Source organism: Nocardia citri (assembly GCF_054065835.1).
On the sequence record NZ_JBSUQM010000004.1, the window covers coordinates 218182 to 244259 of the forward strand.

The 26078-nt window shown below is 66.1% G+C and carries 8 protein-coding genes, 1 tRNA gene and 2 pseudogenes; 5 read left to right on the forward strand and 6 right to left on the reverse strand.

Going from position 1 to position 26078, the window contains the following annotated elements; genetic code table 11:
• Position 1 precedes the first annotated feature (1 nt).
• The gene (locus ACW2Q0_RS09015; RefSeq protein WP_457188121.1) at positions 2 to 18190 is read right to left on the reverse strand and encodes an amino acid adenylation domain-containing protein; all 18189 of its coding nucleotides are present in this window, start codon (positions 18188 to 18190) and stop codon (positions 2 to 4) included.
• Positions 18191 to 19036: 846 nt separating this feature from the next.
• On the opposite strand from ACW2Q0_RS09015, the gene ACW2Q0_RS09020 reads away from it, so the two are divergent.
• Positions 19037 to 20050, forward strand: a complete 1014-nt coding sequence (locus ACW2Q0_RS09020) for an alcohol dehydrogenase catalytic domain-containing protein (RefSeq protein ID WP_457188123.1) — start codon at positions 19037 to 19039, stop codon at positions 20048 to 20050.
• Between the two features lie 180 nt (positions 20051 to 20230).
• Here the strand turns inward: ACW2Q0_RS09020 and ACW2Q0_RS09025 are convergent.
• Positions 20231 to 20641, reverse strand: a pseudogene (locus ACW2Q0_RS09025) (methylase); the annotation flags it as partial.
• Positions 20642 to 21305: 664 nt separating this feature from the next.
• Here ACW2Q0_RS09025 and ACW2Q0_RS09030 point away from each other — a divergent pair.
• Both ACW2Q0_RS09030 and ACW2Q0_RS09035 read left to right on the forward strand, forming a co-directional pair.
• On the forward strand, positions 21306 to 21455 hold the full coding sequence (locus tag ACW2Q0_RS09030) for a hypothetical protein (RefSeq protein ID WP_457188125.1): 150 nt from the start codon (positions 21306 to 21308) through the stop codon (positions 21453 to 21455).
• Positions 21448 to 21813: a hypothetical protein gene (locus ACW2Q0_RS09035; protein WP_457188127.1), complete on the forward strand. Its 366-nt coding sequence runs from the start codon at positions 21448 to 21450 to the stop codon at positions 21811 to 21813. Before ACW2Q0_RS09030 ends, ACW2Q0_RS09035 begins: the two co-directional genes overlap by 8 nt.
• A gap of 100 nt (positions 21814 to 21913) precedes the next feature.
• On the opposite strand, the pseudogene ACW2Q0_RS09040 reads toward ACW2Q0_RS09035, so the two are convergent.
• Positions 21914 to 22165, reverse strand: a pseudogene (locus ACW2Q0_RS09040) (DUF6879 family protein); the annotation flags it as partial.
• Positions 22166 to 22188: 23 nt separating this feature from the next.
• Positions 22189 to 22653 carry a hypothetical protein gene (locus tag ACW2Q0_RS09045; RefSeq protein ID WP_457188129.1) on the reverse strand — a complete coding sequence of 155 codons (465 nt, stop codon included), beginning with the start codon at positions 22651 to 22653 and terminating at the stop codon, positions 22189 to 22191.
• 399 nt (positions 22654 to 23052) lie between these two features.
• Here ACW2Q0_RS09045 and ACW2Q0_RS09050 point away from each other — a divergent pair, with 399 nt between their 5' ends.
• Entirely contained in the window at positions 23053 to 23205 is a 153-nt protein-coding gene (locus ACW2Q0_RS09050) for a hypothetical protein (protein WP_457188130.1), read from the forward strand.
• 75 nt (positions 23206 to 23280) lie between these two features.
• Here ACW2Q0_RS09050 and ACW2Q0_RS09055 read toward each other — a convergent pair.
• Together ACW2Q0_RS09055 and ACW2Q0_RS09060 are read right to left on the reverse strand one after the other, a co-directional pair.
• Positions 23281 to 23354: transfer RNA gene (locus tag ACW2Q0_RS09055), tRNA-Leu, on the reverse strand.
• Between the two features lie 165 nt (positions 23355 to 23519).
• Positions 23520 to 24986 (reverse strand): peptide MFS transporter, encoded by a 1467-nt coding sequence (locus ACW2Q0_RS09060; protein WP_457188132.1) that lies wholly within the window; start codon positions 24984 to 24986, stop codon positions 23520 to 23522.
• Positions 24987 to 25263: 277 nt separating this feature from the next.
• On the opposite strand from ACW2Q0_RS09060, the gene ACW2Q0_RS09065 reads away from it, so the two are divergent.
• Complete coding sequence (locus ACW2Q0_RS09065; protein ID WP_457188134.1) at positions 25264 to 26076, forward strand: neutral zinc metallopeptidase; 813 nt, start codon at positions 25264 to 25266, stop codon at positions 26074 to 26076.
• Positions 26077 to 26078: the final 2 nt, after the last annotated feature.

The window sequence follows — 26078 nt, forward strand, 5'->3', positions numbered from 1 at the left end:
GTCATCGTGCCAATCGTGCGTTGAGAATCCTGGCGATTTGGGCAACCGCACCCGGTTCGGTCATCGCCAGGTGGGTCGCATCGATGTCGAAAATCGAAATCTGCCCGCGGACCACCTGCTGCCATCCCTCATGACCCGTGGCATCGGATCGCCTTTCCCGTGTCGCGGTGAAGTAGAGCATGTCGCTGTCCAAGACCGCGGGCCGCCACGCGCCGGCTGCCCGCACCGCCACGTTGTACGCATCGGTCAGGCGCTCGATTTTTGCCGCGTCGATACCGAGGCTCTGCCCCAGGTGCTGTTCGATCAGATCGGCGGCCTCCTCGGCGGTCGCATCGGGATTCACGAAATCGACACCCATCACCGGGCCGAGATTGCTGATCAGTTCTCCGGCCGTGACGGCGGAGAGCATCGACTCGTCGACACCGCCCACCTCGGCATCCAACAAGGCCAGTAGCGCGACCTGTTCACCGGCGGCGCGCATCGCGACGGCAATGGCATGGGCGATCGCACCACCCAGCGACCAGCCGAGCAGGTGATAGGGGCCGTGCGGCTGAACCACGCGAATCTCGTCGAAATAGCGTTCGGCCATTTCTTCGATCGACGTCGGGCCGGGCACCTCACCGCCGATTTGCGGCGCCTGCAGGCCATAGATCGGTCGACCGTCGGCGAGGTACCGGTCGAGTGTGCGGTAACACCACGACAGGCCCACCGCCGGGTGGATACAGAACAGTGGTGGCCGCGCACCGCCGGTCCGGATCGGCAGCAGTACGTCGAAACCGTAATCGGTGCGGTCGACGGCAGGACCCGAGCGCATCCCGGATTCGATCCGCTTTGCCAGGTCGGCCGGGCAGGGATCCGACAGCATCCAGCTGATCGGCACCTCGTAGTCGAGTTCCTTGCGCAACTCGCTCACCACTTGCACCGACTTCAGCGAATTACCACCCAATGCGTAGAAGTCGTCGTCGGCGCCCACCCGATCTACGCCGAGTACTGTTCCGAAGGCCCGCGCGACCTCCCCTTCCAGCCACGACGCGGGTTGCCGGAATTTCCCTACCGCGAGCTCCGGCTCCGGTAGCCGGGGGCGGTCCAGCTTGCCCGACGCGGTGAGGGGCACCGTGTCGAGCACCATCACCGTGGTGGGCACCATGTAGTCGGGCAGTTGGGTTGCCGCGTGCGCCAAGACCGCCGCAGTGTCGACCGTGGCGCCCGCGGAGGGCACCAGGTAGCCGACGAGGTGGTCGACCGCACCGGTGGAGCGCACCACGGCGATCGCCCTGGCGACGCTGGGGTGCTCGGCGAGTACCGCCTCGATTTCACCGAGTTCGATACGCAGGCCGCGCAGTTTCACCTGGAAATCGGTGCGGCCCAGGTATTCCAATTCGCCGGTGTGGCGCCAGCGCACCAAGTCGCCGGTGCGGTACATGCGCCCGCCGGCACCGTACGGGTCGGACAAGAACCGTTCCGCGGTGAGCCCCGGACGTGACTGATAGCCGCGCGCGAGCTGGGCGCCCGCCAAGTACAGCTCCCCCGCAACACCGGGCGGCACCGGATTCAATCGGTTGTCCAGGACATACGCCCGCGCATTCCATACCGGTGTGCCCATCGGCATGCTCCCGCTGTCGGCTTCGGTGACCCGATGCGCGGTCGCGCACACCGTGAACTCGGTCGGCCCGTACAGATTGTGCAACTCGACCCCGGGCACGGTTCGCCGCGCCGCGTCCACCACCTCGGGGCCGAATGCCTCACCGCCGACCAGCAGCGTCCGCACCGATGCCAGGGACCGCGCCGGTACCGCGTCCGCGAATACCGCCAACATCGACGGCACGAACGCGGTGATCGTGACCCCCTGGGTGGCAATGGTTTCGGCGATATAGGCCGGGTCGGTATGCCCGTCGGCTCGCGTGATCACCAGCTTCGCCCCCATCGCCAGTGTCGCGAACAGCTCCCACACCGACATATCGAACGTGGCCGGAGACTTCTGCAGCACCACGTCATCGGGCATCAGTGCGTAGGAATCGTTGACCCACCGCACCTGGTTCACCACCGAACAATGCGATATCGCAACACCTTTCGGTCGACCGGTCGACCCCGAAGTGAAGAGCAGATACGCGAGGTTGTGCGGTCGCAGCGGTGCGAGCCGATCGGCGTCGGTGACCGGTGCGTCATCGAATCCGGACAACTCGAGCCCATCGAGGGACGACAGCTCCAGCACCGGTGCGGCGATCGACATCATGTACGCGATACGGTCGGCCGGAAGGTCCGGATCGACCGGCACGTACCCACCGCCGGCGGCGTGCACCGCGTACATGGCGGTGATCTGGTCCAGTGAACGCCGCATCCGCAGCGCCACCAACGACTCCGGACCCACGCCACGGGAGATCAACCACCGCGCCAACCGGGATACGCGAGACGCGAATTCCGCATAGGTCAACGACTGTTCGCCGAAAGTCACCGCAGTCCGGTCCGCGTAGGCCCGCACGGAGTCGGCGAAGACCGACGCGAGCGTCTCACCGGGCGGGAGCGCGCGATCGGTCGAATTCCACTGCGTCAGAACGGCTTCCCGTTCAGCGGCGCTGAGTAGATCAACCGCGTACACCGGTTGTTCCGCATCGGTGACCAGTGCGCCGAGCAACCGCAGCAAGCGATCGACGATCGTGGTCACCGTCGTCGCGTCGAAGAGGTCGCTCGCGTAGGTCACCGCGCCGCTGATGCCGGCCGGGGCACCGGTGGCGTCGTAGGAATCCGACACCGTGATCAGCAGATCGAACAGTGCGGTGTCGGTATCGGCGGTCATGGCCGACGCCGAGAGCCCCGGCAGTTCGAACTGGGCGCTGCCGACATTCTGGAATGCCAGCATCACCTGGAACAGTGGATGGTGGGCGTGCGACCGCACCGGGTTCAACTCCTGCACCAGCCGTTCGAACGGAACGTCGGCGTGCCCGAACGCGGCCAGATCGGTCCCGCGCACCTGCTCGAGCAACTGGGTGAACGTCATTCCCGGGGTCAACCGGGTCCGCAGCACCAGGGTGTTGACGAACATGCCGACCAGATCGTCGAGTTCGGGCTCGCCACGTCCAGCATATGGACTGCCGATCGCGATATCGTCGGTACCGGCCAGCCGGGCCAGGGTGGCCGCCAGCGCGGCGTGGAAGACCATGAAAAGGGTCGTGTTGTGCGCTCGCGCGATCTGCTGCAATCCCGCATGCAGATCGGCACCGACAGTTATCGGCACGCTCGCGCCCGCATAGGTCTGTATGGGCGGACGCGGTCGGTCGGTCGGCAGCTCCAGCAAAACCGGGAGTTCCGCCAATTCGAGTGTCCAGTAGTCGATCTGGGCGCGTAGTAGCGATTCTGGATCGTCCTCGGTTCCCAGCACCGTCCGCTGCCAGATCGCGTAGTCGGCGTATTGCACCGGCAGCGGCGGCCGGCTCGGTGTCTGCGCGAGCAGGTGTGCCGCGTACGCGGTCATCATGTCCCGGGCCAGCGGGCCCAGCGACGACCCGTCGCAGGAAATGTGGTGCACCACCACGGCCAGGACCCACTGGTTCGGACCGAGCTCGAACAACCGCACCCGCACCGGCGCCTCGACCGTCACATCGAACACCGTGGAGATGAACGCCGACAGCGACTCGGCCAGTTCCGATTCCGCGATCGAGGTCACGGTCACCGGCGCGATCACCTCGGCGGCAGGAACAACAACCTGCGACGGCTCGCCCTCGGTGTACGGGTATATGGTCCGCAGTACCTCGTGCCGGTTCAGCACGTCCTCGACGGCCGCGCGCAGCGCGTCGAGGTTCAGCTGTCCGGACAGCCGCAGCAGGATTGGAATGCTGTAGGCGGTCGAGCCGGGTTCGAGCTGGTTCAGGAACCACATTCGTTGCTGTGCGTACGACAGCGGAATTCGCTGTGGCCGTTGCTGTGCGGTCAGCGCCACCCGCCCGGTGTCAGCTCGGGATTCGGCGCGCGCGGCCAACCGTGCGACCGTCGGAGCCTCGAAAATCATCGACGCCGGAATGGTCGCGTCGAGCGCGGCGCCGATCCGGGCGGCGACACGGGTGGCCACCAGGCTGTTGCCGCCCAGTTCGAAGAAGTCGTCGTCGGCGCCGACCGGACCATCGATGCCCAGGACGTCGGCGAATACGCCGGCCACTATCTCCTCCACCGGCGACACCGGGGCCCGGAACCGCTTGGCCTGGACGACGGGTGCGGGCAGGGCCGCGCGGTCGAGCTTTCCGTTCGGCGACAAGGGGATCGCGTCCAGGATCATCACCGCGGCCGGCACCAGGTACGACGGCAGCACTTCGGCCAACGCTGCCCGCAGTCGTTCGCCCGACAGACTCGCCCCGGTTTCGGGCACCGCGTAAGACACCAATATCACCGGACCGGTATCTTCCCGCCGCGCCAAGGTGATCGCGTATGCCACATCCGTTCGCGCGCTCAGCACCGCGTCGATTTCGCCCAGCTCGACCCGGTAACCACGGATCTTCACCTGGAAATCGTTGCGCCCCAAGAATTCGAGGGCACCGGCGGCGTTCCAGCGCACCACATCACCCGTGCGGTACATGCGACGTCCCGGTTCCCCGAACGGGTGCGCCACGAACCGCGCCGCATTCGTCGCCGCCATGTTCAGGTATCCGCGCGCCAGCGCCGGGCCCGCCACATACAGCTCTCCGGCCACCCCTACCGGCACCGGCTGCAATCGGGTATCCAGGACCAGCGCCTGTATTCCCGGCACCGGGGCACCGATCGTCGGCCGCTCATCCCGTCGCAGCGCACCGGTCGCCGTGGCGACGATCGTGGCCTCGGTCGGCCCGTACAGCACCTGGAACTTCCGGACGCCAGCGATGTCGGTGCCCGCCCAGCGGCTCACCAGATCCGCCGGGACCTCCTCACCACCGGACATCACCAGCCGCAAGTCGTCGAGCCCAGCCGGATCCACCGACGCGAGCGCGGCCGGGGTAAGGAAAGCGTGGGTGATCCGCTGCACGCGCAGCAGCTCGGCCAGCTCACCACCGCCGTAGATCCCCGTCGGCGCCACGACCAGGGCAGCGGCCCGGCTGACCGCGATCAGGATCTCCATCAGTGCGGCGTCGAACGACGGTGACGCGAAATGCAACACCCTGGACGGGTACCGGAACTCGGGGTCGGCGCGCCACCACGAGATGAAATCGGCAATGCCGGAATGGGTGATGGCGACGCCCTTCGGCACTCCGGTGGATCCGGAGGTGAATACCACGTAGGCGATATCCGCGGCCCGCAGCGGCCGCGTCCGCTCGTCATCGTTGATCGGGCCGCTCGCCGACGCATCGATCCGCGCGGCGTCGGCCGGGTCGTCGAGCACGATCCAGTGCACCGAATCGGGCAGCTGGGCACGCACCGATGACACCGTAACCCCCAGCGTCGCGCCGGAATCCGACACCATCTGTTCGATCCGGGCCGCGGGATAGCCGGGATCCACGGGCACGTATGCCGCCCCCGCCGCGACCACCGCCCACCACGCAACCACGGACTCCATCGACCGCGCTGCCGCCACCAGCACCGGACGCTCCGGTCCAGCGCCGCTGCGGATCAGTGACCGCGCCAGTCGGCTCGACCGCTCGTCCAGCTGTGCATATGACAACGTGGCATCCCCCGCGATGACGGCGAGTCCGTCGCCGTTGTCCCGGACGGCCGAGCCGAACACCTCCGGCAGCAATCCGGACGACTCCGGCACCGCCACGGTGTGCGCCCCCACCCGCGACGTGAGCGCCGAGCGCTCGTCGGCCTCCAGCCAGTCGATATCCCCGATCACCACGGCCGGATCATCGGCGACGGCTTCCAATACCCGCACCAGCCGTCGGACGATCGCCGCCGCGGTCGCCTCGTCGAACAGATCCCGCGCATAGGTCATCGTTCCCGAGATGCCCTGCACCACACCGGCATTGCCGGACGAATCGGACAGCACCAGTTGCAGGTCGAACTGGGTCGCCCCGGTATCCACATCCGCTCGGGTGACCCGGACATCGGGCAGTGCGATATCGACCGTCGACAGGTTCTGGAACGCCAGGGCCACCTGGAACAACGGATGCCGTGCCGCCGATCGTTCCGGGCTCAACGCCTCCACGACCCGCTCGAACGGCACGTCCGCGTGCTCGAACGCAAGCAGGTCCGTCTCGCGAGTGCGCATCAGCAACTCGGCGAACGGTTCACTCGGATCCACCCGGGTCCGCAATGCGAGGGTGTTCACGAACATCCCCACCAGATCGTCCAGAGCGGGCTCGCCGCGCCCCGCGACCGGGGTGCCGATCACTACATCATCGCTGCCGCCGAGACGGCCCAATACCGTTGCCAGCGCGGCATGTATCACCATGAACAGCGACGACCCGCGCGTCCGTCCCAGCGCGAGCAACCGCTCGTGCAGCCTGGCATCGATCTCCACCGGAACCCGGCTTCCCGACAGTGACGCGACGGTCGGGCGTGCTCGGTCCACCGGCAGTTCCAGCCGGTCCGGTGCGCCCGCGAGCGTCGAGCGCCAGAACTCCAGCTGCGTGGACATCAACGACGCCTGATCGTCCTCGGTCCCCAGCATCTGCCGTTGCCACCACGCGAAATCCGCGTACTGCACGGCGAGCGGCACCCAGTCCGGCGCGTGCCCTGCCAGTCGCGCGGCATACGCGGCCATCACGTCACGGGCCAGCGGCCCCATCGACTGACCGTCGCCTGCGATGTGATGCAGCACCAGCACCAGCAGGAATTCTCCTGTGTCACCGTCGAGCTCGAACAGTCCCACTCGCATCGGCACTGCGGCCGTCACATCGAATCCGCGCCGCACGAACTCGCTCACCACTTCCGGGACCGAATCCACCGGCACTCGCACCGGTTCCACCGGTACCGCGGGCTCGTCGAGAACTACCTGCCGCGGCGCACCGGAGACTTCCGGATATATCGTTCGCAGTACCTCATGACGTGCCATCACATCCGCGAGCGCGGCCGCCAGCGCCCCGGTGTCCAGCCGTCCCGACAGCCGCAGCATCACCGGAATGTTGTATGCCGCAGAGTCCGGTTCGAACCGGTTCAGCAGCCACATCCGCTGCTGTGCCAGTGACAGCGGCACGGGGTCGGGGCGCACTCCGGCCAGCAGGGGCAGCCGGCCTCCACCGCTGAGTGTGCCTGCGAGCGTGGCCAATTCGCCGACCGTCGGCGCCTCGAATACCGATCGCACCGGCACGTGCACGTCCATGGCCGCACCTATGCGCGCCACCACCAGCGAGGCGCTCAGCGAATCGCCGCCCAGCGCGAAGAAGTCGTCGTCGACTCCCACCCGGTCCACGTCGAGTACCTGCTCGAATGTCCGCGCGATCAACTCTTCCAATCCCGGCGCCGGCACCCGGAATTCGCGGGCGACGGCGACCGGTTCGGGCAGCCGCTCACGATCCAACTTCCCGTTGGCGGTCAGCGGCACCTCGTCCAGCACCACCACCGCGGACGGGACCATGTACCGGGGCAACGCCTCGGCCAGCGCCGCACGCACATCCTCGGCCGATACCTCAGCCCCGGTCGCGGGCACGACATAGGACACCAGCAGCACCGCTCGCCCCGCGGCGCTGCGCGGCACGGTGACGGCGTATGCCACATCCGCACGCGCGCCCAGCACCGCGTCGATCTCCCCCAGCTCAATCCTGGTACCGCGCACCTTCACCTGAAAATCGTTGCGCCCCAAGAACTCCAGCTCACCATCAACGGTGCGACGCACCACGTCACCGGTCGCGTACATGCGCTGTCCCGGCTCACCGAACGGGCATGCGACGAACCGCGCCGCAGTCAACGCCATCCTGCCGACGTACCCATGGGCCACGCCGGGTCCGAACAGGTACAGCTCACCCGCGACACCGGTCGGCACGGGCCGCAACCAGGTATCCAGGACCACGGCCGCGACCGGTCCGACCGGCCTGCCGATCGTGATGGCGGCACCCGGCGCCAGAGCGTCGCCGGAGGTAGCCCAGATAGTGCATTCCGTCGGCCCGTAGACATTGACCATGGCGCGATGCGGCGCCCACCGCTCGACCAACTCCGGGCCGACCGGCTCACCGGCTGCTGCCAGCACGCGCAGCCGGTCGAGACCGTCGCACGGGACTGTCGCCAGCGCCGACGGGGTCACTATGGCATGCGTAATACCTTCTCGCCGGATCAGATTCGCCAGCTCGGGGCCGGCGTAGACATCAGCAGGCGAGACGACGAGCCGACCGCCCGAGCCGTGCGCCATCAACAGCTCGAATACCGAGGCGTCGAAGCTGGGCGAGGCGACTTGCAGCACCACCGATGTCGGGTCGACGCCGAGTATTCGCCGCTGCGCCGCGACGATATCGACCAAACCGCGGTGGCTGACGAAAACGCCCTTGGGCGTTCCGGTCGACCCGGAGGTGTAACTCACGTACGCGGTCTGATCCCGCCGAATCGGCCCGCCGCGTTCGGCGTCGGTGATCGGCGCGCTCGGGAGCGAGTCCAGGGCGCCGAGCGTCTGCTCCGCGTCGAGGATCAGATAGTCGGCGCCATCCGGAAGGTGCTTCCTGGTGGACGTATCGGTGAGCCCGAGGATGGTTTTCGAATCCGACAACAGGAATTCGATGCGGTCCGACGGCAGGGCCGGATCAATCGGCAGGAAGGCGGCGCCGGTTCTGGTCACGGCCCACAGTGCCACCGTCGCCGCAAGGGATCGCGGAAGCACACAGGCGACGACCTGTCCCCGCTGGGCGCCGTGCCGCAACAGGACCCGAGCCAGACGTGCGGAGCGCTCGTCGAGCTGCCGGTAGGTCATGGTGGCCGTGCCGCACCGGACGGCGATCGCGTCGAGTTCGGCGGCAGCGGAAGCGGCGAGCATGCGATCCAACGTGTCCGCAATCGCGACCGCCGGATCCGAAGCCGGCCACAACGGCCCCGGTTCCTCGTCGAGTGGCAGCTCGCCCAGTCGCACGTCCGCGTTCGCGGCGATCCGGCGCAGCAACTCGACGAAACGGTCGAGGATGCGGCGCGCCGCGGCGGTGTCGAATGCGCTCTCGTGAAATCGGAGGATGATCCGCAGCCCCTGTGTCTCACCGTCTTCGGACGGCTTCGGTTCCACGACCAGGCTCAGCGGGTACGGCGTCGCGTCCACGCCGCTGAGTTCGTCCACCCGTAGGCCCGCCGAATCGACGAGTCCCTGCAGCGCCGCGCGGTCGACAGGGAACGACTGGAAGGTGAGCACGGTGTCGAAGAGTTCGGGCAGGCCGACGCTGCGGTGAATCTCGGGTAGGCCGATATGGTGATGCTCCAGCATGCGCGCGTGCCGCGCCTGAATGTCGGTCAGCAACGCGCGCACCGTCATCGTGGGTTCGAGCGGGACTCGCACCGGAACCGTAGTCAGGAACATGCCGAGCGTCTGATCGACCAGCGGCAACTCCGGGGGCCGGCCCGACACCGCAGCGCCGAAGATCACATCGGTCGCACCGGTCGATACGCGCAGATTCAAGGCCCAGGCCGCGGCGACCGCCGTATTGATGGTGACGGCCGTCTCCGCAGCCACTCGACGGAGTTCTGCGAAACGATCCGCCGTGAGTTCGGCCGTGACCTCGGCGGCGGATATCGAACCCGTCGCGGCGGCCTCGCGGGACACCCGGGTGGGCGCATCGACATCCGAAAAGGCTTGTGCCCAAGCCGCTTTGGACGCGGCGCCGTCCTGCCGACCCAGCCAGGACAAGTAGTCGCGGTAGGAGGGGGCGGGTCCGGCGGAGTCGATATGCGCGGGCGATCCGTAGTAGTCGAGCAGTTCTCGCATCAGCAGCGGCATCGACCAGCCATCCAGAATCACATGGTGATTCGTGACGAGCAGACGGTAGGAACTCGCATCGAGACGGATCAGCGTCAAGCGCAGCAGCGGTGGAGCCGACAGGTCGAAACCCGACGCCGCGTCCGCCGCGGCAATCGCTTCCGGGCCGGATTCCGCATCGCCGCTATCGGCGAGATCGATCTCCCGGAACGGGATTTCGGCATGGTCCAGCACGATCTGGCACGGCCCTGCCGCCGTCTCCACAAATGCGGCCCGCAGGATATCGTGGCGGTCGACCACGGCCTGGGCGGCACGTCGCAGGCGCTTACCGTCTACCTCGCCGGAGAATCCGATCATCGTCTGGACGGTGTAGTTGTCCCCGGCATCCGGGTCGAACGTCGAGTCGAAGTGCATCCCGGATTGCATGGGCGACAACGGCCAAATGTCGGACAGGCCGCGGTACTGCCGTTCGAGCCGATCGATGTCCTGTTCTGTCAACGCGATGAGCGGATAATCCGAGGTGCGATCTCGCGGGGGTTCCTCGATGGTCACCGCAGCCGCATCGCGCTCCGCCAGTGCGGCGAGGGCGGCAACCGTCTTGCCTTCGAACACATCTCGCGGCGTGAACGTGAGCCCGGCGGATCTCGCCAGCGCCACCAGCCGCATCGAGACGATGCTGTCCCCACCGAGTGCGAAGAAGTTGCTGTCGGCGGACACCGTGTCGAGATGGAGCACATCGGCGAACAGCTGCGCCACGACCTGCTCGGTATGCGTCTGCGGCGGCCTGCCGGCCGCAGCGGCGTGCGACTCGAAAACGCGCTCGCACAAGGCTTTCCGATCGATCTTGCCCGTAGGCGTGCGCGGCATCTCATCGAGCCGCACGATCGCCGCGGGATTCATATAGCGGGGTAGCCGGTCCGCGAGGTCGTCGCCGAGTGCCGCAACGTCCACGGCAGCGCCCGGCGCGCAAACGACATAGGACACCAGAACCGGTTCGCCGGCAGGCCCTTGCACCGCAACTGTCGCGACGCTCGCCACATCCGGGTGCCGGGCCACGTAGGCATCGATTTCCCCCGGCTCGATCCGCAGGCCGTGAATCTTGATCTGCTGATCGCAGCGGCCCAGGTATTCCAGTGCCAACCCGGCGGATCCGCGTACCCAGCGCACGGAATCGCCGGTGCGGTAGATCCGCTCGCCACGGGTGGATCGCGGATCCGCGACGAAGCGCGCCGCGGTCATGCCCGGTCGATCGACATACCCGCGCGCGACTCCGGGCCCGCCGATATAGAGTTCGCCCGCGACACCGACCGGCACCGGTCGCAGCCACGTGTCGAGCACCATCGCGGACGTACCGCGGATCGGGCCACCGATCGTCAGCGGCGCGCCGGGTACGAGGGCATCCGACCCCGTCGCCCAGATCGTGCACTCGGTCGGTCCGTAATGATTCATCAGCCGTCGTCCGTGCCCCCACCGGTGCACCGTGTCCGGCCCGGTCGCTTCGCCGACGACCGCCAGCGATGTCAGCGACGGTATCCGGGACGGAGCCATCGTATTCAGCACGGACGGGGTGAGGATCGCATGCGAAACCTGCTGCGACCGAAGCAATTCCTCGAGGTCGGCGCCGGCATACACTTCCGGCGGCGCCACCACCAGACAGGCGCCACTGCCATGCGCCAACAGCAACTCCGACAGGCAGGCGTCGAATCCCGGCGACGCGACCTGCAATACCAGCGCATCCGGGCGCACGCCGAAGGCCTCGACCTGCGCCGCCACCAGGTCCGCCAGACCGCGATGGCTGAGGTGGACCGCCTTCGGTTTGCCGGTCGATCCGGACGTATAGATCACATACGCCGCATTGTCGGCCGAGAGCCGATCGGCCCCGGCCGGACGAGGTGGACCATCATGAGCCTGCGAAGCCGAAGCGTCCAGCAGCAACCAGTCGACGGTATCCGGAAGCCGCTGTGCCACAGCGCTCGTCGTCACGCCGAGACCGGTCCGCGAGTCGGACAACAACTCCTCGATGCGCGCGGCGGGATTGTCGGGATCCAACGGCAGGAAAGCCGCACCTGTTTTCGCCACCGCCCAGATCGCGACGACCAGTTCGGCCGAACGAGGAACGGTCACCGCGACGATCGACTCGGCGCGAGCACCGTGCTCGGCCAGCAGGCGAGCGAACGCGTCGGCGCGACGCTCCAGCTCACGATAGGTCCAGGTGATGTCACCGCATCGAACGGCCACGGCATCCGGATAGCTGCGCGCGGTCCCCCACAGAATGTCGCGCAACACGAGCTCCGCGGCCGGCTGCGTGCCGCCGATCGAAAGCAGTTCCGCGCGTTCGGCATCCCGGCAGGAGGAGATCGCGGCGACCTTCCGTGCGGGATCGGTGACGATCTGTGTGAGCAGCAACTCGAACCGGTCGAGCAATGTGTGGGCAGCATCCGATTCGAATCGGTCGGTGGCGAATTTCAGTGTCACCGTATAGGTGCCGGGTACGTCGGCATCCGGACGTTCGTCGCGACTCGACCGCGGCGGGGTCACTTGCAAACTCAACGGATACGGCGTGGCATCGTGTGCGTCGATCTCGACGAGCCGCAATCCGGCGTCGGCGAGATTGCGTGCCAACAGTTCCCGGTCCAGCGGATAGGACTCGAGTACCGTCGCGGTGTCGAACATATCGGTGATACCGGTGGCCCGTTGCAGCTCCGCCAAGCCGATGTGCTGGTGATCCAGCATCGCGGCCTGCTCGGATTGCACGCGCACGAGCAGGTCACCGACGGTTTCGTCGGGTTCGAGCCGGATACGGACGGGCAGCGTATTGACCAGGAGCCCGACCATGCGCTCGATATCCGCGAGCTGCGGCGGGCGGTGCGACACCGTATTGCCGAACACCACGTCGGACCGTCCGGTCAGGGCGGACACCAGCAATGCCCACGCCACCTGCAGGACCGTATTGGCGGTGACGCCGTGCGAGCGGCTCAGATCGAGAATCGCGGCGGTGGTCGCGGCGTCCAGGTTCAGGCCGACTTCCCCGGCATCCGCGGTGACAGTCCGATCCGGCCCCGTGACCCGCGTCGGACCGTCGATTCCGGCGAGCATCTTGCGCCACGCGGCGGTGGCGGCGTCGCGATCCTGAGCCTGTAGCCACCGCAGATACTCGCGGTACGAGCGCGGGGCCGCGAGCTCGGCGGGATCGGCCTCGGATGTGTACAAAGCGAGCAATTCGTGGACCAGCAGGGGCATCGACCAGCCGTCCAGCACAAGGTGGTGGTTGGTGACCAGCAACTGGAACGTATCGCCGCCGGTACGCACAAGGTGGAAACGCACCAGCGGCGGGCGGGCCGGGTCGAACGCGGCCGCGGCCGCCGTCGCGAGTCGCCGAAGTGCTTCGGCCTGTTTGCCGACATCGCTGATATCGGTGATGTTCGACTCGTCCCAATCGACCCTCGCGTCGCGCAACACGATCTGGCGCGGCCCATCGGCACTTTCGACGAACGCCGTGCGCAGACTGTCGTGTCGGTCGATGAGCATCTGCGCGGCCCGCCGCATCCGGTCCACATCCACCTGCCCGGCAAACGTCAGCGCCACCTGCACGATGTAGCCGTCGTCGCCGTCCCGGTCGTAGATGGTGTGGAACAGCAGCCCGGACTGCAGGGCGGTGAGTGGCCACACATCGGTCATCGACGGGTATTCCCGCAGCCATGTGTCGATATCGTCCTGCGATACCGCGGTGAGCGGGAAGTCGGATGGGGTGAAGCCGGGTGTGGTGTCGGATCGGACGTGCTCGGCCAGCGCCCCTAGGGCGCGAGCCCACAACCCGGCGAGTTCGCCGACCTCCGCGCCACCCAGCGCCTGCGAGGCGAACTCCCAGGTCACGTCGAGTTCGAGCCCGTCGCGCCCGGCCTGGGCGATCGCATTGATATCGAGGACGGCGGCCAGCGCCATCGCCGGATCGCTGGTCGCGGTCAGTGCGGTGAATTCGGCGGTGGGCGCCCAGGGCCCCGAATATTCACCGGCGCCCACCCGCCCGAGGTAGTTGAAACTGATCTGCGGTTCGGGCAGGCTCGCGAGCTCGGCAATCCCCTGGGAATCGAGACAACGCAGCATGTCATAGCCGATGCCGTTGTCGGGCACGGCGTGCAGCTGCTCCTTGACCTGTTTTATCGCCAGTCCCGCACTCGGGCCACCGGCCAGCGCATCGTCGAGGTCGACGTGGTGCCATTCGATCCGAATCGGGAAGCGTGTGGTGAACCAACCCACAGTGGCGCTGAGATCGGCGCCGGGGACGGCCCGCTCCTCGCGGCCGTGTCCCTCCAGCGAGATCAACTCTCCAGCGGACGCCGCCGTACCGCGCCTGCGCCGCCACTCACCGAGTGCCAGGACCAAAGCCGCGAGCAGCGGATCGTTGGCACCGCAGTGGAAGCGGTCCGGAACGGTGGTGAGAACCGCCTCGGCAACCGCGGCCGGAATGCGCTGATGTACTCGGCCCGCCGTGGCCCCGACGTCACGATCCGGGAGCAGACGGCGCCATCCGAGCAGCTGATCGCCGCGCTCGAGTACGTCCTTCCACCGGCCGAGCTCCGCCGACCGCCGGCCCGGCGCCTGCTCGACCAGGCCGTGCACCCACCGCCGGAACGACGTGGTGACCGGGCCGAAATTCGGTTCGCCGCCGTCGCGAACCTGCGACCAGGCCTGCGCGAGGTCGGCGAGGATGCTACGCCACGACACCGCGTCGACAGCGAGATGGTGGATTACCAGCCACATCAGGTCGGGTCCCGCGCCGTTGCGATCCTGAATCCAGACGGCCTGCATGAGCACACCGTTGCCCGGGTCCAATCGATCCGCGGCCATCTGCAGATGGCGGTCGACTTCGGCGGCGTCACGTCGATCGAGCCGAGCATCGACGAGCACGACGTCCGGGTCGACCGCTTCCCGATCGAGTACCTCGAGGTACGGATCGACCGAATCGCCGCCGCGCAGCACCGCGCGCAACATATCGTGGCGGTCCAGCAGCGATCCCACTGCACGCACAAGGCCTGCTCGATCGACCCCTTCGGGCAGCTGTACGAGCGCGGCCTGCGCGAATCGGTCGTAATGACCTCGATCGAGCATCGCGCGCATGATCGGCGACAACGGCATCGGCCCTACGCCGGCACCGGGCAACTCGGCCAACGCGGGGGTATCGCCGGCTTCCTTCGCCGTGGCCGCCAGGCCCGCGACGGTCTTGTGCACGAACACATCCTGGGTGGAAAAACTCAGACCTTCGGCTTTGGCCCGCGCCACCAGCCGGATCGACAGAATGCTGTCGCCTCCGAGGGCGAAGAAGCTGTCGTCGGCGCCGACCCGAGGCACGCCGAGCACCTCGGCGAACAGCCTTGCGACCGTCTTTTCCCGAGCTGTGGCGGGCGCCCGACCGACCGGCGCGGTCCCGAATTCGGGCTTCGGCAAAGCGCGGCGATCGAGCTTGCCGAACGCGTTCGCCGGGAGGCTGTCCAGCGCGACGATCACCGCCGGGACCATATGCGGCGGTAGCGAATCGCGGGCGAAGCGCTGGAGTTCGAGTGGATCGACCCGACGGCCGCCGACCGCAACGACATAGGACGCCAGCACGGTCGTGCCGGCATTGTTCTCTACCGGCACCGTGACCGACAGATCCACGTCCTCGTGTGTGGTGAGCGCGGCGTCGATTTCACCCGGTTCGATCCGGTATCCCCGGATCTTGACCTGGAAGTCACTGCGACCCAGCAATTCCAGCGTCATCTCGGCGTTATCGCCGGTCCAGCGCGCGAGGTCACCGGTGCGATACATCCGCTCGCCGGCCTCGCCGTACGGATCGGCGACGAACCGCGCGGCGGTTTCCCCCGACAGCTGGCTGTATCCACGGGCCAAGCCCGGCCCGGCGAGATACAACTCGCCCGCGGTGCCCTTGGGCACCGGCTGAAGCGTTCGGTCCAGCACCATCGCCGAGAAGCCACGGATGGGGCCCCCGACCGTGTGGGCGTTGCCAGGTGTCAGCATGGTGCCGATGGCGGTCACGGTGGTTTCGGTGGGACCGTATTCGTTGTACAAGGACAGCGCATGCGTCCACCGCTCGATGACGTGCGGTGGACATACGTCGCCACCGACCACGACCACCCGCAAGTCGCTCGTCGCACCCGGGTCCACGGTTGCCAGCATCGTGGGCGTCAACGTCAGGTGGGTGACGTGCTCGTCGGCCAGCAGTTGCGTGAGCGGCTCACCACCGGTCACCTCGGGCGGCGCGATCACCAGCGTGGACCCGTTCGCGAAGCAGGTCAGAAACTGTTCCAGGGAGGCGTCGAAACTGGGCGAGAGGGCATAGGACACACGGGATGTCGTGTCGATGCCGTAGGTGGCGGCGCGGTCGGCGACGAGATTCGCGAGACCGGTGTGGGTGACCTGGACGCCCTTGGGCGTCCCGGTGGATCCCGAGGTATACGTCAGGTAGGCCACGTTGGACGGCCGCAGTGGTCGGATACGGTCAGCGTCGGAAATCGGTCCGCCCACGCCGTCGGATTCCCATCCGGTCGCGGGATCGTCGAGAACCACATGGTGTATCTCCGGTGGCAGCCGCCCGCGCAGGGCGTCGATCGTGACCGCCACGATCGCGCCGCTGTCGGCGATCATGTGGTCGATCCGCTTCGCCGGATACTCGGGTGCCAACTGGACGAACGCGGCCCCGCATTTCGCGACCGCCCACGTCGTCACGACCGATTCGACCGAGCGTTGCAGCATGATCGCCACGGCCGTGTCCGGCCCGCAACCCAGGGCTATCAGATGCCGGGCCAGCCGGGAGGATCTGGTGTCGAGCTCGCCATATGTCATCGTCTGCCCGGCCGAGACGACGGCGCACGCACGTCGATTCCGGTGCGCGCTCTCGCTCAGCATCTCTGGAAGCAGCCGTGTTTCGACCCCGCTCGGCCCCCGCACCGGCAGCAGCGCAGACCGTTCCGCTACTTCGAGCAGCGGCAGTCTGCTGACCGGAGATCCCGCTCCCCGGGCGAGGAACTCGTACAGAAACATGAGGAACCGGTGGTGGTGACCGGCGAGTTCCGCGGGGCTGTAGGCATTCGGATTCCCCTGGAAGTCGATATGTGTGCTGCTCTTGCCCGCGCCCGGGTAGATATTGACGAAAAGGTCGGCGGTAGGGCCTGAGGTGAGGACGTGCAGGCGCCCAGTTGTATCGCCCAGCACCACCTCGTTCTCGACCATCATGAGGTTCACGGCCGGTCCGAAGGATGCCGCCTCGTCGCGCGCGATCCCCAGATCGTGGAATAGGTCCTCTTGGCGGTAGCGCTGCCGCCGAAGCGCACTCGTCAACTCGCTCTGCACAGCGGCGATCAGTTCCCCGACGGTACGACCGGCGACCCGCACTCGCAGCGGGACCACATTCGCCACCATCCCCCCGGAACGGCGCAGCACGGCAGAGTGCCGACCCGAAACCGGCAGGCTCAGCAATACTTCATCGCTTCCGGTCATCCGCGCGAGATATGCGGCGAACGCCGCGACGATGGTCGCAGTCGCGCTCGGGCCGTGCTCGAGCGCGACGCTATCCAGCAGCTGCGCGGTGGCGTCCGGCAGCTCTGCGCTGACCAGCGCCGGATGAATCGTGGGCTTACCCACGCGACCGGCCAGGCTGACGACGGGAGGCGCGCCTGCCAGGTGCTCCAGCCAGTAACTGCGGTCGTTCTCGAAACGCTGCGAACCCTGGTACGCCAGATCCTGCTCGACGATGGCCCCTAGGTCCTGCGCCGCGCACGGCGCGGCTTCCTCGGACTTCACCCAAGCGTTGTACAACTCGGTGATGCGGTGCAGCATCGTCACCGCGGCGAATCCGTCGAGCGCGATGTGGTGCGCGCGCTGATACCACAGGAAATGGTCCGCGCCGACCTGGAAGACAATGCTCGTCACGAGTTTGTCATGCAGCAGGTCCAGCGGAGCCGAATAATCCTGAACCATAATTCGGTGCGCGGTCGCAACCGGATCGGCGTGTCGGCGCAAGTCCATGACCGACACCTGACCTCCGTGTTCCTCATCGACGAACTGACCTGGCTCGCCATCGACGTCGACCAGGCGCAGATGTCCGGATCCGAACTCGCGACCAGCGGTTCTGCAGGCCTCGGCAAGCAATTCCGTGTCCAACTCGCCGACGATCTCGACGTATTGGGCCACGGAGATCGGCGACGATTCCGCGAGATGCTGGGCAAACCAGATGCCCCGCTGCGCAGCGGTCAGCGGCAGAACGAATGACGGCTGTCGCGCGGAACCAGTGCCATCGGAGCGCGCGTCGGAACCGTTACCCGAATCCGGGTTTCCGGAAGATCCGAATGAGCCGGGTTGCAACGATTTCGACGATTCCGCACTGTCATCGCTGCCGCTCTTCGATTGGTCCATTTCGACCTCCGCCGATACCTTCATTCAGGCACTCAGTGATATTGCTGCGAAGTTGCTACATTGCTGTTAAGTTGCCGATATCAGCTTGTTGGAATTTTGCAACATAGTGACGACAACCCGATCGCACGCCAAGGAAGGCACAGTCATGGCGACCGACACCCGCCACCACCCGCGCTTGCGCGACGTTTCAGCCGGTCGAACATGGCGGCCATCCGTCCATCGTGAGGTCGCCCGGAGACCAAGCCCAGGGACCAAAGTCACAAAAATCGGGTACCATCCGGCACCCCACGGCAAATGCCGCGCAGACGCTTGCCGCACCTTCAATGCGGCGATAACGTTGCGACAAGTCTGCGTTAGCATGAGGTGGCATGTCAGATCGGTATTGTAGCAACAGATTGGCTAATATTTGCCTGAAGCGGCCAGTGTTGGGCTATCGACCGTTCCAGCACACTGCGGCCGACCCCGAAATCCGCAGTCGCCGGGCGATCTGTTTCGAATACTACAGCCCGAGTAGACATCGAATCGTGTCGCAATCCAGGGCTCCCGTCGCAACGATACGATTCCCTGCCAAAGGGAATGCTAAACGTTAACCACATTGGGTTGTAGATTACTTGAAGCCCTGGCAGCTCCGCAGTTGACAAAGCTTTTGGAGTCGAGTGCCGCAGGCTACGAAATTACCGTTTTGCCTAAATTTCCGTTTGCTCCCGGGCCGGTCGGCACCAGGAAGAGCTACCTGCGGCGACCCCGTTCGCTGACCCGATAGCGGACTCACGACGGAACACGTTCACCGATGATGAGCGGTGCGGTCCTCGACGCCGCCGCTCCCCAGGGAAAGCGAGGATACCGATGTCCCCTCATCAGGCTGTTCACGTGCAGTCCGCCGGTGCGGCACTGAAACTGGTCGATGTCGAAACAGCAGCACCACCTCGGGACCATGTGCGCCTGGCGGTCTCGGCGTGTGGGATCTGCGGCACCGACCGTGCGTTCGTCAGCGGAGCATTTCCGAACATGTCATGGCCGCTGACACCCGGACATGAGATCGCAGGCACCATCGCCGAACTCGGCGCCGGCGTCGACAACTACGTCGTCGGTGACCGCGTTGCCGTGGGCTGGTTCGGTGGGCATTGCGGCAAATGCGTCCCATGCCGCAAAGGCGACTTCATCCACTGCCGGAACATGCAGGTCCCCAGCTGGCAATACCCCGGCGGATACGCCGAGTCGGTGACCGTACCGGCCAATGCGCTGGCCCGCATCCCTGATGCGCTTGCCATGGCCGAGGCCGCACCGATGGGCTGTGCCGGAGTCACCACATTCCACGCGCTTCGTGAAACCAGGGCGGTACCCGGCGACCGGGTCGCTGTTCTGGGCGTCGGCGGACTGGGCCACCTCGGCGTGCAATTCGCCCACGCGATGGGCTTCGAAACGATTGCGATCGCCCGCGGCGCGCACAAAGCCGACGACGCCCGCGCGCTCGGCGCCCACCACTACATCGACTCGACCGCCGGCGACGTCAGCGAAGCGCTGCGTGGTCTCGGCGGTGTATCGGTTGTGCTGGGGACCGTGGGCAATGCCGAAGCCATGGCCGAAACGGTCGATGGGCTGCTACCGCGCGGTGAGCTCATCGCCATCGGCGTCTCCGCCGAGCCACTACCGATCAGCCCGATGCAACTGATCACGCGCGGGCTGAGCGTCACCGGTCACGCTTCCGGCACTGCGCGCGATATCGAGGAAACGATGCAATTCGCGGCACAATCCGGCGTGCGCGCTCGCATCCAAGAACGACCGCTCGATCAAGCCGCCGAGGCGTACGCCGCAATGGAACAGGGACGAGCCCGATACCGCATGGTCCTCACGGTCTGAGATCTCTGTCGACAGCTACGGGCGAACCCGACACGGTGCCGATAGTAGTGGCGATCCAGAAGAAGTTGCGCGAGCGGGTCAGAGCGGACGGGATTTCTAACGGCCTGCTCCCCAGCTGGGCGTTGGCCGTCCGGCTGGGCGGCGTCGAACGAGTTATCGGGGCAACTGGGCGGCCCTGACTCACGACATCCGTGAAGCCCGTGCAGTCAGTCGCCAGAGAACAATTCGTTCGCGCGCTCGGGCAGCGTGAAGCGGGTCGGTGCGGTCAGCGATACGCGAGTGGCGAGGAGTTGTTTCGTGTTTGGCGGTGACCTCGAGACCGGCGTCGCAGATTCGTGCGAGAAGCTCGTCGCGGGTCCGTAGGCCGAGGCGTTCGGCGAGGTCCGACAGAATCAGCCACCCTTCGCCGTGCGGGGTGAGGTGGTTCGCGAGATTGCCGAGGAAGCGGTTCAGCACATCGGAGCCAGGGTCGTAGATCCCGAGTTCCAAAGCCGAGGTCGGGCATCCAGGTATCCACGGCGGGTTGCATACGATCAGGTCGGCGCGCTGCTGACGGCCAGGCCAGAGATCGGCCTCGACAACTCGAACCCGGCCCCGTGAATGTCGAAGGTGTCACTGGCCGACGACGCTTCGAAGGAGAGCAGGCGTGCTACCCGCTGATCATGAAGAAGGCAGCACGACTTGCTCCTGTGCCGAAGCGCGGGAGCAGCAGTCGCCCAAAACCATGCCCATATTCACAGCAGATCAGTTCCTTCCGATCAGGTTCACAGCCAATACTCGCACGGCGACACGGGTCGGTCCGAACGGCATAACGATCCGCTCGAGACCCAGCGGGGGCGAAGCAGCATCGGTCAGCAACGCCGTGGCCCGCAACACCGAGTCGGCCAGCGGTGGGCGCTACCGGCGCGCGGGGCAGCGCCACGCCGTGCGGTTGGACTGGTCGCAGCCGATGATGATGGAGGCTTCTACGACACGGCCGGGCGACGCCGCCGCCCAGCCGCCTCTCTTCTGCTGTGACCCGAAGGGCGCCACGAACCCGTGGCGTGTCAGGCTGCGGGCCACCGTGGTAGTCTCATGGTGCTAAAGGGTAGTCTCGACCGGTGGCTATCAAACTGTACTTCGCTCTGGCGCACATGATGGCAAGGCCGAGGTCGACCTCACGCCGGAGCAGGTCACGGAGCTGATGCGCCGATGGCTGGCCGGGCAGCGGAGGGCATGGGGCGAGCCCGCCCATGACCCCGCTACCGGATGGCTGATGTACCAGCTGTGGATGCGCACCGACGAGGGGCAGGCCGTCCAGGTCACCGGCCGGATCGCCCCGCCGGACTTCTACATCATCGACGTCCGCCCGTTGACCGCCACCGAGACCGCCGAATTCACCCAGTGGGAGGCCCACAATGATTGACAACACCACCCACACCGATGACGTCACTCCGGAGGAGATGACGCAGATTCTGGCTCGCCTCACGCGGGGCACCCCAGCCTCGGCACCGGTTCCTGACACCGAGGCCGACACCGAGGACCGTATGCGGGCACGGTCGGTGAAAATGCCCAAGGATCTGGACTTACGTGTCGAGGTCCGTGCCGCAGGACTCGGCATGTCCAAGAGCGCCTATTTTCGCTGGTTGGCCGAGAAGGATCTGAAGAACGCCTACAGCGACGAGCCGGAGATGGTGTCACTGGAGCAGGCACGCGAAATCGCGACCCGCGCAGTCGACGAGGCGCTAGCGCGGTTGTCGCATCGGCCTGGCCACGCCGCCTGATCATCTCACGCCGGTCAGGATCAAGCCGGGATCGCCACCCCCCTTCCCGAGGGATGCAATGCCCGCGCCGATGCGCAATCATGGTGCGCCCCAAGGGGGTTCAGATTCGCCGACGCCAGCGCACTGGTCGTCCGATTCGTGACCCGCCGACCCTGCCGGAGCGAATCGGGCGCGACGGAAGGCACAGGAGGTCCGGCTGCAGGATATCTTCGCCCGCTTCAAGATTGGCCGCAGTCGTGGCCACCGAGAATCGGGTGTAGTCACCGTGCGGCTCGGTAATCACTCGGACCCGCTGCACGGCGTGCCCCGACCCGGTGACCTCACGCATGAGCGCATGCCAACGGGCACTCGCCGCCGGGTCTTGCGGTTATCCGTTCAGGAATCGTTGGACCCGGTCCGCTTCCCAGCCACGCCGCTGTAGTCGTTACGGACTTCCTGGTGGAATGCCCGGCGGTACTTCCGGAAGGCTTTCGCCAGATCATCAAACGCCAGGTGCAGCATCGCGCCTCCGCTCGGTGCCGATCGGCACCTCAACGCTGCCTCATGGCCGGGGAGCCGAATCTGTTCCAACGCTTCTGTATCCGTGACCGGTTCACCCGTTAGGAGGAATGTGCTGTGCCCGGTGTCGTGCAACAGCGCACCGAGACAGGTCCCGGGTTTCACGTAGCGGATCAATCGGTGGGGAATCTCAATCGTATCGGGGCGATCAGTGTTCCAGCCCTGCGTCACATACGAGCCTCGGTCACTCAGGAAGAGCTTTGGCGACTGCTCGTCTGTGCTATCTCCGCCAAGTCGTTCGAGCTTCGTGATCGTGCCTTTCGTTCGGGACAACTTCATCATCAGTCGGCCGCTGACAAGGCGCACGATATTTCGGCGCAATATTGCGCAATTTCCTGGTTCGACCTCGGCGCATACAAATAGCGTTCAATCCGGCCCCACCGCCGGGTTGACGTCAGCGACCCCGATCCGGAATCCCCGGCGGCGGGTGCCCTTCATATGACGACGGACGGGGCGCGCGATGGACCGGGGCAATGCACTACCGCAACGAGTGGCGAAAGTCGACTACGGCAAGGCAGGACCGCCAACAGTCGTGTACACCGCCGGTCCGGACGTAATAGCGAGGTTCCTCACAGCCTTGAAGAACTGGAATCCGGACTACACGGTCGAGGTCGAACCGCTCGAGCATGAGGCCCGCGCGCCGGCGCAACCGCTCTGGCGCCTGCGAGCGTGGGCAAACCAATGAGCGCCGACACATTCGGTTTGGTCGCCGCCGTCGGCCTGCCGCTCTTGGTGCTCATCGGCGCGATCTTCTGGCCCGCACGCATACCCAAAGACCGCACGGTAGAGGCCATAAAGCAGCGGATTGAAGACGAAGACCTGCCACCCCGGTAACCCGGCGGGATGGCACGGCAGACGGCTGTGGCCTGTCAGCCCATCCCCGCAAGCCGCCTACCAGCACTTTTACAGTGCCCCCAGTCGGATTCGAACCGACACTTTGCAGATTTTAAGTCTGCTGCCTCTGCCAATTGGGCTATAGGGGCGCCCGGTTAGCGTACCGACTCGTACTGCCGTACCGGAATTCTCTCTGGAGGTTAATGCATCCGCGGTGGCGGCGAGGGCAATGCCGGAACAGACCGCCCCATCGAGTTCCTGGGGTCGTCAACCCTGTCTCCTTGCTGTCGTCGACGGGTTCTCCGCCGAACTCGTCAATGCACACCGGCCATATGGCGGCTCACCCATGGTGTGAGTGCGACGACGATCAGGCCGGCACCGATCGCGACTGCTCCGGTGATGCCGAAGTACGCGAATTCGTGGTCCGCGTCATAGAACCGAGCCAAAGTACCGGACATCGAGGTTCCGATGCCAACGGAGAAGAAGTACAGCGCCATCATCTGGGCCCGGAACGCCTCGGGCGCCAACTGCGTGGTGACCGAGAGCCCGATCGGGGAAAGCAGCAGCTCGGAGACCGCGAATCCACCCAGGATGAGCAGTACGGCCAGCGCCGGTACGGATTTGCCGCTGCTGCCCGAGAACAATATGAACATCCAGAACGCCAGTCCCATGCCGATGACGCCGAGGGCGAATTTGCGTGGTGTGCTCGGCGCGCGGTTGCCCAGCTTGGTCCACATCAGCGCGAACAGCGGTGACAGGCAGATGATCCACACCGGCTCGACCGAGCCGATCCAGTTCGACGGTGCGGTCCAGCCGAGGATGCTCCACTTCATCCGCTCATCGGAGTACACCGCGAGCACCGTGAAGATCTGCTGGAACAGCGACCAGAAAATGGCGTTCGCGATGAACAGCGGTATGAACGCGCGGACCCGGCTGCGCTCGACCGGTGTCACCTTGGCACTGGTCAGCATGGTCACGAAGTAGGCGAGCGAAGTCGCGATGATGACGCCGGTGGTTACCTCGGCGAGGTTGTCCAGGTTCACCAGTCCGGTGCTCGAGGCCAGTGCCACGACGATGGCCGCACCGCCAACGATGCCGAGGATCGGCCCGGCGGCATTGCGCGGCAACGGGTTGGGCACATGTCTACCCGCGTTGCCGAGATTGCGCCGGAACACGACATACTGCGTCAGCCCCAACGCCATGCCGACCGCGGCCGCACCGAAGCCGTAGTGGAAGCCCCAATTCCGTTGCAGCAGGCCGGTGAGCAGCGGGCCGATGAAGGCACCGAGGTTGATGCCTAGATAGAACAGCGTGAAGCCCCCGTCGAAGCGCGGATCACGCGGCCGGTAGAGGGTGCCGAGCAGCGAGGACGCATTGGCCTTCAATCCGCCGCTGCCGAGCGCGACCAGTGCAAGGCCGACGCCGACGCCGATCGATCCGGGCAGGATCGCCAGCGCGATATGTCCGGCCATCACCACGATGCCGCCGTAGAAGACGGTGCGCTCCATGCCGATCAGCCGGTCGGCGACCCACCCGCCGAGCACCGTGGACAGATACACCAGTCCGCCGTACGCACCGACGATCCCGACGCCGGTGCTCTTCGCTAGACCGAGTCCGTCCTCGGTCGTCGAGTAGTACAGGTAGTACCCGAGGATGGTGAGCATTCCGTAGAACGAGAAGCGCTCCCAGAGTTCGACTCCGAAGAGGTTGGTCAACCCGATGGGGTGACCGAATAGGGTCCTTTCCCGAACCGGTTGCTCCGCCATTGCTGCGTCGGACATGCTCAGACGATCCCATATGCGCAGGGAATTTCCGGCATCCTGAACAAACTTTCCCTGCTCACGGCCGACATGGCCGAACAGGCCAGGGGCCGCTGCCGGAGCAATCCGCCGACCGATACTTCCATTCGCCTTGTCAGCGAATTCGAGGCAATGTCGAATATTCATCGCCCGCCGATCGGTGACCCGCGGCACTCGACGAGAAAACCGGAGAAAGTCCCGGTAAAGTTCGCCTCGCTGGACGGGGAAACCTCGTTTGTTGGCTGGACGGGGGAACCTGATGAAGCGCTCGAACGCCCATTCGGCACTGCTGCTCGCCGTGATCGGCGCGCTGGTTTCGCTGCTCGGCACCGGATGTGCGTCGGTATCCGCGGTGGACGCCGAGTCCGTCGCCGGCGCCGTGCAGGAACCTCCCCTGACCGCCAATACGCTGCACGCCGAACTGCGATTATCCCCGCTGCGGTGCCAACTGCCGCCGATCGAGATGAGCGCCGCCGGACAGCGGCAATTCGTGCAGACCGAGTTGGACTGTTTGACGAAGGCCTGGGATCCACCCCTGCGCGCCGCCGGTATGAGCCTGGCATCGTTGCGACTCGTAGTGGTCGACAACGTGACGACCGGCTGCTCGAAACAGGTCCAGCCCACCGATCCCGCGTTCTATTGCGGCGGCACCGTGTACTGGCCGACCGACGATCCGATCCATCGGGGCTGGGGTTCGCAACTAGCGCAGTACCTGACGTTCGTCGTAATGCACGAATACGGCCACCACCTGCAGTCCTCCGCCGGCATCCTGCGCACCGCCGACCGAGATATCGACTCCGCGGGCGAGAAGTCGCCGCTCGGACTGGAACTCAGCCGACGTATCGAACTCCAGGCCCAATGCCTGGCCGGAGTGATGCTGGGGGCAGCGCAGGCCGGTGGCATGCTGACCGCTGCCGAGGTCGCGGACATGATCGATATCCAATCCGATACCGATGAGGATCCGACCCACGGCACCGGCGTGAACAGCCGGCGCTGGGTCGAATCCGGATACCGCGGCACCACCACGTCATCGTGCAATACCTGGGCGGCGCCGATCGACGAGGTGGAGTGATC

Excerpts from the sequence above, each read along its gene's own strand:
- ACW2Q0_RS09015 (WP_457188121.1), bottom strand. The coding sequence starts at position 18,190 with ATGGACCAATCGAAGAGCGGCAGCGATGACAGTGCGGAATCGTCGAAA.
- ACW2Q0_RS09020 (WP_457188123.1), top strand. The coding sequence starts at position 19,037 with ATGTCCCCTCATCAGGCTGTTCACGTGCAGTCCGCCGGTGCGGCACTG.
- ACW2Q0_RS09030 (WP_457188125.1), top strand. The coding sequence starts at position 21,306 with ATGTACCAGCTGTGGATGCGCACCGACGAGGGGCAGGCCGTCCAGGTC.
- ACW2Q0_RS09035 (WP_457188127.1), top strand. The coding sequence starts at position 21,448 with ATGATTGACAACACCACCCACACCGATGACGTCACTCCGGAGGAGATG.
- ACW2Q0_RS09045 (WP_457188129.1), bottom strand. The coding sequence starts at position 22,653 with ATGATGAAGTTGTCCCGAACGAAAGGCACGATCACGAAGCTCGAACGA.
- ACW2Q0_RS09050 (WP_457188130.1), top strand. The coding sequence starts at position 23,053 with ATGAGCGCCGACACATTCGGTTTGGTCGCCGCCGTCGGCCTGCCGCTC.
- ACW2Q0_RS09060 (WP_457188132.1), bottom strand. The coding sequence starts at position 24,986 with ATGTCCGACGCAGCAATGGCGGAGCAACCGGTTCGGGAAAGGACCCTA.
- ACW2Q0_RS09065 (WP_457188134.1), top strand. The coding sequence starts at position 25,264 with ATGAAGCGCTCGAACGCCCATTCGGCACTGCTGCTCGCCGTGATCGGC.